Origin of the sequence: Streptomyces sp. MAR4 CNX-425, assembly GCF_048656465.1 — a bacterium.
GTDB lineage: Bacteria > Actinomycetota > Actinomycetes > Streptomycetales > Streptomycetaceae > Streptomyces.
Genome location: NZ_JBMDLF010000016.1, coordinates 26,730 through 41,168, shown reverse-complemented (window position 1 = coordinate 41,168; position 14,439 = coordinate 26,730). Strand labels below are relative to the sequence as shown.

12 protein-coding genes, 2 pseudogenes and 1 riboswitch are annotated in these 14,439 nt (G+C 74.1%); of the genes and pseudogenes, 11 read left to right on the top strand and 3 right to left on the bottom strand.

Annotated elements, in window-relative coordinates; all coding sequences use genetic code 11:
* Nucleotides 1–40: 40 nt before the first annotated feature.
* The gene (locus ACHZ99_RS31495) at nt 41–1,144 is read right to left on the bottom strand and encodes an acyltransferase (protein ID WP_420308246.1); all 1,104 of its coding nucleotides are present in this window, start codon (nt 1,142–1,144) and stop codon (nt 41–43) included.
* Between the two features lie 158 nt (nt 1,145–1,302).
* Here ACHZ99_RS31495 and ACHZ99_RS31490 point away from each other — a divergent pair, with 158 nt between their 5' ends.
* Both ACHZ99_RS31490 and ACHZ99_RS31485 read left to right on the top strand, forming a co-directional pair.
* The gene (locus ACHZ99_RS31490) at nt 1,303–1,956 is read left to right on the top strand and encodes a SurA N-terminal domain-containing protein (protein WP_420308245.1); all 654 of its coding nucleotides are present in this window, start codon (nt 1,303–1,305) and stop codon (nt 1,954–1,956) included.
* Between the two features lie 84 nt (nt 1,957–2,040).
* Entirely contained in the window at nt 2,041–3,117 is a 1,077-nt protein-coding gene (locus ACHZ99_RS31485; protein WP_420308294.1) for a nucleoside triphosphate pyrophosphohydrolase, read from the top strand.
* Between the two features lie 239 nt (nt 3,118–3,356).
* Here the strand turns inward: ACHZ99_RS31485 and ACHZ99_RS31480 are convergent, their stop codons facing one another.
* Entirely contained in the window at nt 3,357–4,634 is a 1,278-nt protein-coding gene (locus tag ACHZ99_RS31480) for a cytochrome P450 family protein (protein ID WP_420308244.1), read from the bottom strand.
* 107 nt (nt 4,635–4,741) lie between these two features.
* Here ACHZ99_RS31480 and ACHZ99_RS31475 point away from each other — a divergent pair, with 107 nt between their 5' ends.
* The 6 genes from ACHZ99_RS31475 to ACHZ99_RS31450 all read left to right on the top strand — a co-directional run bounded on the left by ACHZ99_RS31475 (nt 4,742) and on the right by ACHZ99_RS31450 (nt 10,664).
* Nucleotides 4,742–5,824 carry a transglycosylase family protein gene (locus ACHZ99_RS31475; protein WP_420308243.1) on the top strand — a complete coding sequence of 361 codons (1,083 nt, stop codon included), beginning with the start codon at nt 4,742–4,744 and terminating at the stop codon, nt 5,822–5,824.
* Between the two features lie 161 nt (nt 5,825–5,985).
* Nucleotides 5,986–6,197: riboswitch (cyclic di-AMP (ydaO/yuaA leader) on the top strand.
* 76 nt (nt 6,198–6,273) lie between these two features.
* Nucleotides 6,274–6,879 carry a transglycosylase family protein gene (locus ACHZ99_RS31470; RefSeq protein WP_420308242.1) on the top strand — a complete coding sequence of 202 codons (606 nt, stop codon included), beginning with the start codon at nt 6,274–6,276 and terminating at the stop codon, nt 6,877–6,879.
* 335 nt (nt 6,880–7,214) lie between these two features.
* On the top strand, nt 7,215–8,498 hold the full coding sequence (gene eno, locus ACHZ99_RS31465; RefSeq protein ID WP_420308241.1) for a phosphopyruvate hydratase: 1,284 nt from the start codon (nt 7,215–7,217) through the stop codon (nt 8,496–8,498).
* A 176-nt stretch (nt 8,499–8,674) separates the two neighbouring features.
* Nucleotides 8,675–9,142, top strand: a complete 468-nt coding sequence (locus ACHZ99_RS31460) for an FtsB family cell division protein (RefSeq protein WP_420308240.1) — start codon at nt 8,675–8,677, stop codon at nt 9,140–9,142.
* A gap of 50 nt (nt 9,143–9,192) precedes the next feature.
* Entirely contained in the window at nt 9,193–9,729 is a 537-nt protein-coding gene (locus tag ACHZ99_RS31455) for a DUF501 domain-containing protein (protein ID WP_420308239.1), read from the top strand.
* Nucleotides 9,726–10,664 (top strand): exopolyphosphatase, encoded by a 939-nt coding sequence (locus ACHZ99_RS31450; protein WP_420308238.1) that lies wholly within the window; start codon nt 9,726–9,728, stop codon nt 10,662–10,664. The genes ACHZ99_RS31455 and ACHZ99_RS31450 overlap by 4 nt, the downstream gene beginning before the upstream one ends.
* Before the next feature lie 17 nt (nt 10,665–10,681).
* Here ACHZ99_RS31450 and ACHZ99_RS31445 read toward each other — a convergent pair.
* Nucleotides 10,682–10,973, bottom strand: a pseudogene (locus tag ACHZ99_RS31445) (ATP-binding protein).
* Nucleotides 10,974–11,060: 87 nt separating this feature from the next.
* Here ACHZ99_RS31445 and ACHZ99_RS31440 point away from each other — a divergent pair.
* From ACHZ99_RS31440 to ACHZ99_RS31430, 3 genes and pseudogenes are all read left to right on the top strand, one after another.
* Nucleotides 11,061–11,837 (top strand): GntR family transcriptional regulator, encoded by a 777-nt coding sequence (locus tag ACHZ99_RS31440; RefSeq protein WP_420308237.1) that lies wholly within the window; start codon nt 11,061–11,063, stop codon nt 11,835–11,837.
* A 141-nt stretch (nt 11,838–11,978) separates the two neighbouring features.
* Nucleotides 11,979–12,623 (top strand): annotated as a pseudogene (locus ACHZ99_RS31435) (YdcF family protein); the annotation flags it as partial.
* A gap of 293 nt (nt 12,624–12,916) precedes the next feature.
* A complete protein-coding gene (locus ACHZ99_RS31430; RefSeq protein ID WP_420308236.1) occupies nt 12,917–14,434 on the top strand; it encodes an NAD(P)/FAD-dependent oxidoreductase in 1,518 nt (505 codons plus the stop codon).
* The last annotated feature ends 5 nt before the right edge of the window (nt 14,435–14,439 follow it).

Genomic DNA, 14,439 nt, shown 5'->3' with positions numbered 1-14,439 from the left:
GCGGGGCCGCCCGCGCCGCCCGTACGCCCGCGCCCGCCCCCTACCCCAGCAGCCGCCGCAGCCCCAGCCGTTGCCACAGCAGCGCCGCGCCGAACGACAGCACCACGCTCGCCGCCCAGATCCCCGCGGTCAGCGCCACCGCCTCCGCGGCGCCCGCATCCGCCGACACCACCGGCTCGGCGAGCGCCTGGATCACCATCAGGTGAACGAGGTACGCCCCGAACGCGGCCCCCGCGGCGCGCTTCACCCGCGGGCGCCACCGCTCCGGCACCCGCACCCGCGTCAGCGCCAGCAGAACCGCGCCGGTGAACGCGGCGACGAGCAGGTGGGCGTTGGGGATCACGTAGCTCACCTGCGTCTGGTAGACGAGCACACCGGCCGCCGCCGCCGTCGCCACGGCCGCCCACAGCGCCCGGCCGCCCGGCCCGCTCCGCCGCGGGCTCAGCGAGAACAGCAGGGCGCCCCCGGCCGCGTACACGAGCGAGTAGACGCCGAACCCCCAGCCGAACGACGGCGTCGCCCAGCCGGCCGCCCGGCCCGCGTCGGCCAGCAGGCCGGGGCCGAGCGCGAAGCCGAGGAGCACCGCGCCGAGCCACCACGGGCGCCGGCCGGCGCGCAGCAGGACGACGAAGCCGAGGAGGAGGACGACGGGGACGTAGGCGTACAGGTACCACAGGTGGTACGCGGGGCGTACGGTCGCGAACGCCGCGTCCACCGCCAGGTCCCGCACCGGATCCTCGTTCGTGTCCCGCAGTTTCCCCCACAGCAGGTAGACGGCCGTCCACACGCCCATGGGGACGACGATCCGCACCATGCGCCGCGCGAGCCGCCGGCCGTCGCGCGGCGGGGCGCCGGCGAGGACGGCCCAGCCGGCGATGGCGAAGTACATCGGGACGGCGAAGCGGCTGAGCGCGTCGGCGGTCATGCCGGCCCAGTACGCGGCGGCGCCGTTCGCCTCCCGGCGGCCGACCGCGTTGATGAACTCCGAGCCGGTGTGCCCCAGGATGACGCCGCAGGCGCACAGCAGGCGGATGAGGTCGACGTCGTAGCGGTGGCCGGGCCGCCGGGCCGGGGCGGCGTCCCGCGGCGGGGCGGCGGAGTCGGAGGCGGCTGCCGGCCGCGTCGGCGCGTCGGATACGGTCACTGCCGAACCTTCTTGTGCCGCGGTGTACGGAACGTGAATGACGGCCGAACAGAGAAGTCGAGGCGGGGCAGTGGTGGCGCCGGGCGCCCCCCGCGTAAGATCGTGATCCGTATCACGAAGTGGCACGCCGCCGCAGAAAAGCAGCCCAGGAGGCCGCCATGCGCAGGACCGCGCTCGCCGTAACCGTCGCCGCGATCGTCGTGGCCGTGCCGCTGCTCAGCTCGTGCGGCAGCGAACCGCGCGCGGGAGCCGCGGCCGTGCTCGGCGACGACGAGCGCATCACCGTCTCGCAGCTGCAGAACCGGGTCGCCGACGTCCGCGCCGCGCAGAACGCCAGCCCCCAGGCCGACCAGCTGATCGACCAGAGCGGCGACCTCAGCGTGGACACCCTGAACTCGATGCTCCAGGGCCGGGTCATCGAGCAGGCCGCGGAGAACCACGGCGTCTCCGTCCCCCGCGGCGAGGTGCAGCGCACCAAGCGGGCCGAGGCGGCCTCGGTTGGCGGCGAGAAGCGGCTGGAGGAGATGTACCTCCAGCAGTACAGCCTCGCCCCCGAGGCGCTCGACAAGCACTACGAGCAGCAGCTCATGGTGGCGGGGCTGGTGGAGAAGCTGGGCATCGACCCGCAGTCGCAGGAGGGGCAGGCCCGGCTCGGCCGGCTGCTCATCGAGGCGTCGGACGACCTGGGCATCGACGTCAGCCCGCGGTACGGCAAGTGGGACAACGAGCAGGTGCGGCTGTCGCAGGCCGACACCCCGTGGATCAAGCAGGTCAGCGCCACCGCGGAGGGCGGCGTCGCGCCGCAGGGGTGAGCGCGCGGCGCGCCGCGCGGTGGCGCCGGTGAGACGCCGGTGCCGGTGCCCGCGACCAGTGCCGGTACGGGTGCCGGTACGGGACTGTCGGCGGCGTCGGTTACGGTCGGGGACGTGACCGGCCGCATCGTCCTGTTGACCACCACCCACCGCATCGCCCCCGGGCTGCTGTCCTGGCCCGCGTGGGAGGCGCTGCGCGGCGCCGACCGCGTGCTGTGCGCCGACGCGGCGCACCCGCAGCTGCCGTACCTGCGCGAGGCGGGCGTCGCCGTGGAGAACGCCGAGCCCGACGCCCGCGAGCTGACCGAAGCCTGTGCCGCGGGCGCCACCGTCGTCGTGGTCGCCGCGGCGGACGGCGAGCCGCGGCTGACGGACGGCCTGGCGCGGCTGGCCGGGTCGGGGCGGACGGAGATGCCGTCGCTGGAGCTGCTGCCCGGTTCGTACGACCTGCCGGGCGCCCGGCTGATCGACGTGGTGCAGGTGATGGACCGGATCAGGCGCGACTGCCCCTGGAGCGGCGGGCAGACGGGCGAGGGGCTGGTGAAGTACGGCCTGGAGGAGGCGTACGAGCTGGTCGAGGCGATCGAGTCGGGGGACGCGGAGGCGGTCCGCGAGGAGCTGGGAGACGTGCTCTTGCAGGTCGTCTTCCACGCGCGGATCGCCGAGGAGGACCCCGACGCGCCGTTCTCGGTGGACGACGTGGCGGGCACCCTCGTGGAGAAGCTGGTCCGCCGCCACCCGCACGTCTTCGGCGACGCGGTGGCCGAGACCCCGGCGGACGTCAAGGCGCACTGGCTGCGCGAGAAGGCCGTGGAGAAGAGGCGCACGTCGGTGACGGACGGCGTCCCGCCGGCCCAGCCCGCGCTGTCGCTGGTGGCGAAGCTGGCGGGCCGCGCCCGCACGGCGGGCCTGGCCGTGCCGGACCCGCCCGCGGACGGCTTCGGCACCGAACTGCTCGCCCTGGCGCTACGGGCCGAGGCCGCCGGCGTCGACCCGGAGACGGCGCTGCGGGCGGCGGCGCGTACGTACCGGGAGGCGATCCGCGCCGCGGAGGCGGAAGCGGCGGAGCCGACGACGGAGCCGACGACGGAGCCGAGGACGGAGCCGGGTGGCGACGGCGGGGACCACGGAGAGGACGGCGAGGGCGCGGAGGGCCGCTGAACCTCGGGCCGCGGCGTGCCCCCCCGGGGGCCCCGTGCCCCCGGGCCCCCCGGTGCCTCCCGTGCTCCCCGGTGCCTCCCGGGCTCCCCGGGGTCTCCCGGGCTCCCCGGGGCCTCCCGGGCCCCGCGGCGGCCTCCCGGCTCCGCCCTTCCCGGCTCGGTCGTTCCCCGCTCCCGGTCCCGGCCTCCCGCCCCCTCCCCGGCGGCTCCCGCCCCCGGCGGCCCGCGCCCGCCGCCCGGTCACCGCGGCGTGAACTCCACCGGCAGCGTCCGCAGCCCCCGCATGATCAGCCCGCCGCGCCAGCGCAGCTCGCCGGCGTCCTCGCCCAGCCGCAGGTCCGGCAGCCGGGTCAGCAGCGCCGCCAGCGCCGTCTGCCCCTCCAGCCGGGCCAGCGGGGCGCCGAGGCAGTAGTGGATGCCGTGCCCGTAGCCCAGGTGCGGGTTGTCCCGGCGGGCGAGGTCGAGGGTGGCGGGGGCGTCGAACCGGGCCGGGTCGCGGTCCGCCGCGGCGAGGACGACGAGGACGGGGTCGCCCTCCGCGACGGCCACGCCGCCGATCTCCAGCGCCTCGGTCGCGTACCGCCACGTGGCCATCTCCACCGGCCCGTCGAACCGCAGCAGCTCCTCCACGCCGGTCTCCAGCAGCCCGCGGTCGCCGCGGGTGAGGGCGTCCTGCAACGCGGCCCGCTGCGCGGGGTGGCGCAGCAGCGCGTGGGTGCCGTTCCCGATGAGGTTGATGGTGGTCTCGAAGCCCGCGAAGAGCAGCACGAAACACATCGCCACCACCTCCTCCTCGGTGAGCTGCTCGCCGTGGTCGGAGGCGCGGATCAGCGCGGAGACCAGGTCGTCGCCGTCGCCGCGCCGCTTGCGGTGGATCAGCTGCGCGAGATAGGCGCGGATCTTCTTCACCGCGCGGGCGACGCCGCCGCGCGGCCCCCGGCCGTGCCGGATCATCATGCCCGCCCAGTCGCGAAGGTCGTCCTGGTCCTCGCGGGGGATGCCGAGCAGGTCGCAGATGGCGTAGATCGGCAGCGGGAAGGCGAACTCGTGGATGAGGTCGGCGCTGCCGCGGCCGGCGAACCCGTCGATCAGGCCGTCCGTCAGCTCCTGGACCCGCGGCGCGAACGCCGCCACGCGCCGCGGCGTGAACGCCTTCGACACCAGCCGGCGCAGCCGGGTGTGGTCGGGCGGGTCGATGTTCAGCAGGTGCGTCATGAGACCCGCGCTGCGCTCGCCCGGAATGCCCGTCTTGCTCTTCGCCGCCGCGTCGTCCGCGTGGTGTACCGGGTTCTTCGACAGCCGCGGGTCCGCGAGCGCCCGGCGGGCGTCGGCGTAGCGGGTCACGAGCCACGCCTCGACGCCGCTGGGGAGCGTCGTCCGGCGCACGGGGGCGTGCGCGCGCAGCCGGTCGTACGCGGGGTAGGGGTCGGCGGCGAACTCCCAGCCGAACAGCTCGGGGACGGGCGCGGTGGTCACGCCCCGACCGTACCGGGGGCCGACCCGGCACGCTTCGGCCATCCTCTGTGATCTGGGCGTGACTATCAGGCGATCAACTTGTGATCGGGGGTACTTCGGTATTAAGTTCGGCCACTGGCTCGAACACACAGGGAACGAAAGGCACTCGCATGCGCTCGGGTAACGGACGCCACCGACGTCCCCGCCAGGCCCCCGCGTTCGTCGTCGCCGCCGGCGCGACCGGGGCGGGCATCGCCCTGCCGCTGCTGGGCGCGAGCGGCGCGAGTGCCGCCGACGCCGGCACGTGGGACCGGGTCGCCGAGTGCGAGAGCGGCGGGCTGTGGAGCGCCGACGAGGGCAACGGGTACTACGGCGGCCTGCAGTTGACCATGGACATGTGGCAGGAGTACGGCGGCGAGGAGTTCGCCTCGCAGCCCGACTTCGCCAGCCGGGCGCAGCAGATCACCGTCGCCGAGCGCATCCTCGACGGCATGGGCGCCGACCGGGCGTGGCCGGAGTGCGCCGCCGACGCCGGGCTGGCGGCCGACGAGGCGGAGCCGGAGGTCGACCCCGGCGCCCACCTTCCGCTGCCGCCCACCACCCCGCCCACGCTTGCCCCCGACCCCGGGGCCACGGACGGCGAGGACGGCACGGACGGCGCCCAGCGCGAGGGCGACGACCGGAACACGGACCGCGGGGACGACGGCGACCGCGGGGAGCCCTCCGGCGGCGGCAAGCACCGCGGCTCCCAGGACCCCGGCGAGGCCGCCACGGACTCCGGCGACCGGGCCGGCCGGGACTCCGAGGGCGGCGACGGCGCCGAGGCCACGGAGGGCACCGGCCGCCACCGCGCCCCGGACGCCTCCGCGACGCCCACCCCGACCCCGTCCGACGCCCTGCCGTCCCCCGACGGCTCCGACGGCTCCGCTGTCCCCGAGGCGCCGCGCGAGGCCGTGGAGACCCCCGGCGCCTCCCAGGGGCCCGGCGCGACCGAGCTGCCCGACCCGGGCCGCGAGTGGATCGCCGAGATCCCCGGCGACCCGGCGGAGCGCGACGGTGACGGCGGGTCCGGCGAATCCGGCGCGGGCGACGGCAGTTATACCGTCCGACCGGGTGACACCCTTTCCGAGATCGCCACGGAGCATTCGCTGGAGGGCGGATGGTCCGAGTTGTATGACGGAAACAAGAACTCGCTCGGCGCCGACCCCGACAACATCAAGCCTGGTCAGGAACTCGAATTGGGTGGAAACTGACCCGGCCCCCGGCTAAGTGCACACGGATTAGTCATATTTGACGTAATCGGCTGACCGGGCTAGCTGACGGGCGGAAAACCAGGCACGGAACTTTCCGAGGTCTTTGAATCGCACACGCCTATGTGCTTACCGTCACATTGCTCGCCACCGCGAGCCCCGGTGATCGCCTCACGCCGAATCCTGTCGGCGTTCACCCGGGCCATCCGTGCATGAAGCACCGCTGACAGGAGCGGGGGACCCACGGTAGGCGCCGATCCGGTCCAACGAGAAGGCGGACCGGACGGCTTGGGGTCAAGCCGCACGCTCGACGTACGGCCGGGCACTCACAGCCCGCACCCGACAGCTCACCTCGCAGGCGTCGGTGAGAAAAGAGCATCATGCTTCTTCCTGCCGGAACGGGTAAGCACCGCCGCCCCGCCGCCGAGGCCCGCCTGGGCACGCACTCCCGCATGGCCGTTCTCATGGGCGCCACCGGAACCGCCATCGGGCTGCCCGTACTGGGCGCCCACAACGCCGCCGCCGCCCCGATCGATACGTGGGAACGGGTGGCCGCCTGCGAGTCCGGAGGAAATTGGGCGACGAATACCGGGAACGGCTATTTCGGCGGCGTCCAGTTCTCCCAGTCCAGCTGGGAGGCGGCCGGGGGCGGCGGCTACGCCCCGCGCGCCGACCTGGCGACGAAGGAGCAGCAAATCGCGGTGGCCGAGCGGCTGCTGGCCATGCAGGGCCCGGGCGCGTGGCCCAACTGCGGCCCCCGCGCCGGCCTGACCGCCGGCGGCCCGCCGGCCGGGCAGCTCGCTCCGGCCGCGCCCCAGGAGCAGGCCGCGGAGCAGCCGCAGCAGCAGGCCCAGGAGCAGGCTCAGGAGCAGACCCAGCCGGAGTCCCGCACCGTCTTCCGGGGCTTCTACTACGAGGTCCGCGAGGGCGACACCCTCGACGACATCGCCCGCCGGCACGGCGCGGACAGCTGGCAGCAGCTCTACGAGGAGAACAAGTCGGTCGTCGGCGCGGACCCCGACCTGATCCGCCCGGGTCAGAAGCTGAAGGTGAGGTAGGGCCCGCGCCCCGCGCGGGCGGGCCGCCGCCCCGGAGCACGTGCCGGACGGCCCGCCCGCGCGGTACGGCGCGGCCGTCCCGGCCCGTCCGGTGCGCGGGCCGGGACGACCACGCCGTACGCCACCGCCCGCCGCCGAACGCCGCGCGCCGCGCGTCGCCGCCCGCCCGTGCCGCCCGCCGCCCGCCCGCCGCCCGTACGCCGTCCGTCCGGCGGCCGGCGCCGGCTCCGTACCGTCTCGTACCGCGGAATGCGGCCGGGTGCGGGCCGGGCCCGTCACCCCGGGCGGCTAGGCTCAGGGCGGAACCCGTAGCGAATCGCTCCGAAGGAGACACCGTGCCGTCGATCGACGTCGTCGTAGCCCGCGAGATTCTCGACTCCCGCGGCAACCCCACGGTCGAGGTCGAGGTCGGCCTCGACGACGGCAGCACCGGCCGTGCTGCCGTCCCGTCCGGCGCCTCCACCGGCGCCTTCGAGGCCGTGGAGCTGAGGGACGGGGACAAGGACCGCTACGGCGGCAAGGGCGTGGAGAAGGCCGTGCTCGCGGTCATCGAGCAGATCGGCCCCGAGCTCGTCGGGTACGACGCGACCGAGCAGCGCCTCATCGACCAGGCGATGTTCGACCTGGACGCCACCCCCGACAAGTCCTCCCTCGGCGCGAACGCCATCCTCGGCGTCTCACTCGCCGTCGCGCACGCCGCCTCCGAAGCCTCCGACCTGCCGCTCTTCCGCTACCTCGGCGGCCCCAACGCGCACGTGCTGCCCGTGCCGATGATGAACATCCTCAACGGCGGCAGCCACGCCGACTCCAACGTCGACATCCAGGAGTTCATGATCGCGCCGATCGGCGCCGAGTCGTTCTCCGAGGCCGTACGCTGCGGCGCCGAGGTCTACCACCAGCTCAAGGCCGTCCTCAAGGAGCGCGGCCTGTCCACCGGCCTCGGCGACGAGGGCGGCTTCGCGCCGAACCTCGACTCCAACCGGGCCGCGCTGGACCTGATCATCGAGGCGATCCAGAAGGCCGGCTACACCGCCGGCCAGGACGTCGCCCTCGCGCTCGACGTCGCCGCCTCCGAGTTCTACAAGGACGGCACGTACGTCTTCGAGGGCAAGGAGCGCTCCGCCGCCGAGATGACGGAGTACTACGAGCAGCTCGTCGCGGACTACCCGCTGGTCTCCCTGGAGGACCCGCTGTTCGAGGACGACTGGGCCGGCTGGACGGCGCTGACCGAGCGCCTCGGCGGCAAGGTCCAGATCGTCGGCGACGACCTCTTCGTCACCAACCCCGAGCGGCTCCAGCGCGGCATCGACGAGGGCGCGGCGAACGGGCTGCTGGTCAAGGTCAACCAGATCGGCTCGCTGACCGAGACCCTGGACGCCGTCGAGCTGGCCCAGCGCAACGGCTTCAAGTGCATGATGTCCCACCGCTCCGGCGAGACCGAGGACGTCACCATCGCCGACCTGGTCGTCGCCGTCAACTGCGGCCAGATCAAGTCCGGCGCCCCGGCCCGCTCCGAGCGGGTGGCGAAGTACAACCAGCTGCTGCGCATCGAGGAGATCCTCGACGACGCCGCCGAGTACGCGGGCCGCAGCGCCTTCCCCCGCTACAAGAACGGCTGAGCCGCCGCCCGGCGACCGCCGGGCCGCCGGCCGGCCCGTACCCGTATCCGTACGACATCGGCGTCGGACCCGCCCGGCCCCGGCCGCACCGCGTAGGGTGCGACCGGGGCCGCCGACCGGCCGCCGCAGGCCGCTCGGGGCGCGCCCGGGATCCCGGGGAGGAGGACGCGACGCACATGGCCAGGGAGCGCTTCTCCACCACCACCCGCCTCAAGCTGCTCGGCGAGCAGGCCGTCAGCCGGGTCTCCGAGCGCGTCTACCGGACCCGCCCGGCCCGGCGCAGCCGGCTGACGGGGCGCGCCGCGGTGCTCGCGCTCGTCGTCTGCTCCCTGGTGGTGGCGCTCGCGTACCCGCTCCGCCAGTACATCGCCCAGCGGGCCGAGGTCGCCGAGCTGGAGCGGGAGAAGGCGCAGGCCGAGAAGCGCGTCGAGGAGCTGCGGGACGAGAAGGCACGCTGGCGGGACCCCGAGTACGTACGCCGGCAGGCCCGCGAGCACCTGCACTACGTCCTGCCCGGCGAGACCGGCTACCTCATGCGCGACGGCTCCGGCTCCGCCCGCTCCGGCGAGGCGGGATCGGCGGCGGACCGGCCGTGGTACGACAACCTGTGGGACGGCCTGGACGCCGCGGACGGCCGCCGCTGAGGCGCGTGCGCCGTACGCGAACCCGCCCGCCGCCGTCCGAACGAGGAGAGATGGACAAGCCCCCGCCCCCCACCGAGCACACCCCCGCCACCGCCGCGGACACCGCCGCCGCGGCCGCCCAGCTGGGCCGCGCCCCCCGCGGCCTGCGCGCCGTGGCGCACCGCTGCCCCTGCGGCAACCCCGACGTCGTGGAGACCGCCCCCCGGCTGCCGGACGGCACCCCCTTCCCGACGCTGTACTACCTGACGTGCCCCCGCGCGAACTCCGCGATCGGCACCCTGGAGGCGGACGGCGTGATGAAGGAGATGACCGCCCGGCTCGCGGCCGACCCGGAGCTGGCGGCCGCGTACCGCGCGGCCCACGAGGACTACGTCGCCCGCCGCGACGCCATCGCCGAGCTGACCGGCTTCCCCAGCGCGGGCGGCATGCCGGACCGGGTGAAGTGCCTGCACGTACTCGTCGCGCACGCGCTGGCGGCGGGGCCGGGGGTGAACCCGCTGGGCGACGAGGCGCTGGCGATGCTGCCGGAGTGGTGGGCGAAGGGCCCGTGCGTGACACGGGAGACATCCGGGGAGGACGAGGCATGACCCGAGTAGCAGCCGTCGACTGCGGTACGAACTCCATCCGCCTGCTCGTCGCGGACGCGGACCCCGCGGCCGGCGAGCTGACCGACCTGGACCGCCGGATGGAGATCGTCCGGCTGGGTCAGGGCGTGGACCGCACGGGCCGGCTGGCGCCCGAGGCGCTGGAGCGCACCTTCGCCGCCTGCCGCCGGTACGCGGAGATCATCGAGCGGCTGGGCGCGGTCCGCACCCGCTTCGTCGCCACGTCCGCCTCCCGCGACGCGGAGAACCGCGCGGACTTCGTACGCGGCGTGGAGGACATCCTCGGCGTCCGGCCCGAGGTCATCACCGGCGACGAGGAGGCCGAGCTGTCCTTCACCGGCGCGACGGGGGAGCTGGCGGGCCGCGTACCCGGCCCGTACCTGGTCGTCGACATCGGCGGCGGCTCGACGGAGTTCGTCGCCGGCACCGACCGCGTCGCGGCGGCCCGCTCCGTGGACATCGGCTGCGTCCGCCTCACCGAACGCCACCACTTCGCCGACCCCCCGACACCGCAGCAGATCGCGGCCGCCGACGCCGACATCGCCGCCGCCCTCGACACCGCGGAGGCCGCGGTCCCCCTCCGCGAGACCGCCACCCTCGTCGGCCTCGCCGGCTCCGTCACCACCGTCGCGGCGATCGCCCTGAACCTGCCCGCGTACGACTCGGCGGCCCTGCACCACGCCCGCATCCCGGTCGAACAGGTCCGCGAGGTGACGAAGCACCTGCTCACCGCCGACCACGCGGAACGCGCCGCGATCCCGGTGATGCACCCGGGCCGGGTCGACGTGATCGGCGCGGGCGCGCTGGTGCTGCTGGCGGTGATGGAGCGCACGGGCGCCCGCGAGGTCGTGGTCAGCGAACACGACATCCTCGACGGAATCGCCTGGCGGCTAGCCTCAGCCGACCAAGACCACTGACCGACGGCGCCCCGGGCTCATACGGACGGTCCGCTCGGGGCGGCGAGCGCGGTGGCGTTGACCTTGAACTCCGCCCAAACCACCTTGCCGGGACCGGTGCGGCCGGCGACGCCCCAGTCGTCGGCGAGGGCCGCGACGACGAGCAGGCCGCGCCCGTGGTCGTCGTCGCGGGTGGGTGCGCACACCCGGGGCGTGCTGTCGCCGGCGTCGTGCACCTCGATGCGTACGACGGACCCGTACGAGGAAGTCCCGGCCGCGCGGCCCGTACCGCAGGGCATTGGTCGCGAGCTCGGAGACGCACAGCCGGATTGGCGGGCGGGTTGACGGTAGTCAAGTCAGTGACGGCAATATGTGTGCACAGAAAACGAAACGATCACTCCCCGGGGAGGTGGCACGGTGGCGGGTCGGCAGGATCGGGCCGAATACGTGCGCATCGCACGCGAGCTGCGCGCACGGATCATGGCCGGCGACCACGCGCCCGGCTCGCGGTTGCCCACCCTGCCCGAGCTGGCGGCCACCCACGGTGTGTCGGAGACCACCATCCGGCAGGCGCTTGCGATGCTGCGCGGTGAGGGCCTGATCGAGACGCGGGCGCGCGCCGGCACGCGCGTGCGGGCCCGTCCCCCGGTGCACCGGTTGCAGGCCGACCGGTACCGGAACAAGCGAGGCTCCGGGCCGGCGACGCCCTACACACGTGACCAGGGGATCGGATGGTCCGAGTACCGGCTCGACAAGCGCTTCGAGCTGACCGAGGCCGACGACGAACTCGCCGAGCTGTTCGGGGGCGCGGTCGGCGAGCAGCTTCTCGCGCGGCACTTCGTGTTCCACGACAACGACGTACCTACGCAGATGAGCACCAGCTACCTGCGTTGGTCAGACGTGGCGGACACGCCCGTCGCCGATCCGATCAACGAGCCGTGGCCGGGCGGCACGCGAGCACAACTGGCAAGCATCGGCGTTCACGTGGCGAAGGTGACCGAGTCCCTGACGGGCGGGATGCCTTCCCCGGGCGAGGCCGAGACGCTGCGCCTCGGTGCCAGCGTGCCCGTCCTGCGGATCGTTCGCCGGCACATCGCGACCGGCGGGCGGGTGGTCGAGGTGGCGCGCCCGATCGTGCGACGAGCCGACACCACGGTCGTCGAGTACGAGGTCGACCTTGACGACGGCGTCTGAGGCGCGGGGACGCCCACGCGGCAGCCGAGCGCGGCCATCCCGGGCGTGCGACCGGCGGCTGTCCCCGGCGCCGGGCTGCTCGGGAGCGTCCGCTGACGCAGACGCCCGCCCCGGCTCGGTGAAAGCGGAGGAGGAAGGCGCGTGATCTCGGCGCAGGCGTGGGCCGATGCTCAGCGGCTCTGGGACTTTCAGCGGATGGGGCACGAACCGCGCGCCTGCTCCGTGGCGATCGGACTCGGCAGCCATGACCTCGGAGTCGCGGACACCACCGCCGACCTCTACCACCGCGGCATGGTGCCGCTGATCGTCTTCACCGGCGCGACCAGCCGCACCACCCGCGACCGCATGCCGCGTGGAGAGGCGGAGCACTACCGCGCGCGGGCGGTGGAGCTGGGGGTGCCGGACGGGGCGATCCTCGTCGAGCCGCGGGCCCGGAACACGGGGGAGAACATCCGCTTCTCCCGCGCGCTGCTCGCGGAGCGGCGCGTCTCCGTGTCGTCCGTCCTGCTGGTCAGCAAGCCGTACGAGGAGCGGCGCGCCTACGCGACCGCGCGCAAGTTGTGGCCCGAAGCCGAGTGGGTCAGCGCGTCCACGACGATGACCCTGTCCGGTTACGCCGACTCCCTCGGGGACGTGCGCCTGGTGCTCGACATGCTGACGGGGGCGCACCAGCGGCTCATGGTCTATCCGCGGCTGGGATTCATGGTCGACCAGCACATCCCCGACGACGTGACCGCAGCCTGGGAGCGTCTGCGCGATGCCGGGTTCACGAGCCGCCTCCTGCCGGACGCCAGGAACGAACTTCGTGAAGATATTCACATGCTTCCGGCGCAGATTTGGCCGCCGTGCTCGAATCCTGGACCCCCGGGCCTCGCGCGCGGTGTGACGGACGCTTTGCGTCAGAGTGACATCTGCGGGTCGTGACCGCGAATTCGCAGCTCAGCGGGGTGTGGGTCGATTCCCGCCGCGGGTGCGCGACGAGCGCGCAAGGTGTGGCGGCGCAGTGTAGCACCACCCCGGGCGGAGCTTGTGAACCCCCTCACGAGCATGCCTCCGCCCCCGGGGGGATACTCGGAAACATGAGCACTACGGAGCGTCCCAGGATCCTCGTAGTAGGCGGCGGCTACGTCGGCCTTTACGCGGCGCGCCGCATCCTGAAGAAGATGCGGTACGGGGAGGCGTCGGTCACCGTCGTCGACCCGCGCTCGTACATGACGTACCAGCCCTTCCTCCCCGAGGCGGCCGCCGGCAGCATCTCCCCCCGGCACGTCGTGGTCCCCCTGCGCCAGGTCCTCCCCGGCGCCGAGGTGCTCACCGGCCGGGTCACGTCCATCGACCAGGACCGCAAGGTCGCGGTCGTCGCGCCCATCGTCGGCGGGCCGTACGAGGTCCCGTTCGACTACCTGATCGTCGCCCTCGGCGCCGTCTCCCGCACCTTCCCGATCCCCGGCCTCGCCGAGAACGGCATCGGCATGAAGGGCGTCGAGGAGGCCATCGGGCTGCGCAACCACGTGCTGGAGCAGCTCGACAAGGCGGAGTCCACCCACGACGCCGACGACCGCCGCAAGGCCCTCACCTTCGTCTTCGTCGGCGGCGGCTTCGCCGGCGCCGAGACCATCGGCGAGGTCGAGGACCTGGCGCGCGACGCCGCCAAGTACTACCCGTCGATCAAGCGCGAGGACATGCGCTTCGTCCTCGTCGACGCCGCCGACAAGATCCTCCCGGAGGTCGGCCCGGCGCTCGGCACCTGGGGGCTGAAGCACCTCCAGCAGCGCGGCATCGAGGTCTACCTCGACACCTCCCTGAACTCGTGCGTCGACGGGCACGTCGTGCTCAAGAACGGCCTGGAGGTCGACTCCCACACCGTCGTGTGGACCGCCGGCGTCAAGCCCCACCCGGTGCTCAAGGAGTACGGCCTGCCGCTCGGCCCCAAGGGCCACGTCGACACCGTCGCCACCCTCCAGGTCCAGGGCAGCGACTACATCTGGGCCGCGGGCGACAACGCCCAGATACCGGACCTCGCCGCCCGCGCCGCCGGCGCCGAGAACGCCTGGTGCCCGCCGAACGCCCAGCACGCCCTGCGCCAGGCCAAGCTCCTCGGCGACAACGTCGTGGCGGAGCTGCGCGGCTTCCCGCAGCGCGAGTACCGGCACAAGAACAAGGGCGCCGTCGCCGGCCTCGGCCTGCACAAGGGCGTGGCCATGATCAACGTGTTCGGCCGGTCCCTGAAGTTCAAGGGCCGCCTCGCCTGGTACATGCACCGCGGCTACCACGGCCTGGCCGTGCCCACCTGGAACCGCAAGATCCGCGTCTTCATGGACTGGACGCTCGGCGTCTTCCTCAAGCGCGAGGTGGTGTCGCTGGGCGCGATGGAGTCGCCGCGGGACGAGTTCTACGAGGCCGCCGCCCCGGTCACGGCCGCCGCGCGGGCCCAGTACGACCAGTCCGTACGGGACGGCAAGGCGACGCGGCAGCAGGAGCGGGCGCACGGCGCCGCGGGCCTGCCACCCGCCGAGGAACCGGCTGGGGAGCCCGCAGGGGAGCCCGCCGGCGAACCGGCCGGGGAGCGAGGCCGCGAGGCGGCACGAGCCTCCTGACCCCG

Bases quoted from the DNA above. Each gene is read 5' to 3' on its own strand.
- ACHZ99_RS31490 (WP_420308245.1), top strand. From the start codon at position 1,303: ATGCGCAGGACCGCGCTCGCCGTAACCGTCGCCGCGATCGTCGTGGCC.
- ACHZ99_RS31480 (WP_420308244.1), bottom strand. From the start codon at position 4,634: ATGGCCGAAGCGTGCCGGGTCGGCCCCCGGTACGGTCGGGGCGTGACC.
- ACHZ99_RS31475 (WP_420308243.1), top strand. From the start codon at position 4,742: ATGCGCTCGGGTAACGGACGCCACCGACGTCCCCGCCAGGCCCCCGCG.
- ACHZ99_RS31470 (WP_420308242.1), top strand. From the start codon at position 6,274: ATGGCCGTTCTCATGGGCGCCACCGGAACCGCCATCGGGCTGCCCGTA.
- ACHZ99_RS31460 (WP_420308240.1), top strand. From the start codon at position 8,675: ATGGCCAGGGAGCGCTTCTCCACCACCACCCGCCTCAAGCTGCTCGGC.
- ACHZ99_RS31455 (WP_420308239.1), top strand. From the start codon at position 9,193: ATGGACAAGCCCCCGCCCCCCACCGAGCACACCCCCGCCACCGCCGCG.
- ACHZ99_RS31450 (WP_420308238.1), top strand. From the start codon at position 9,726: ATGACCCGAGTAGCAGCCGTCGACTGCGGTACGAACTCCATCCGCCTG.
- ACHZ99_RS31430 (WP_420308236.1), top strand. From the start codon at position 12,917: ATGAGCACTACGGAGCGTCCCAGGATCCTCGTAGTAGGCGGCGGCTAC.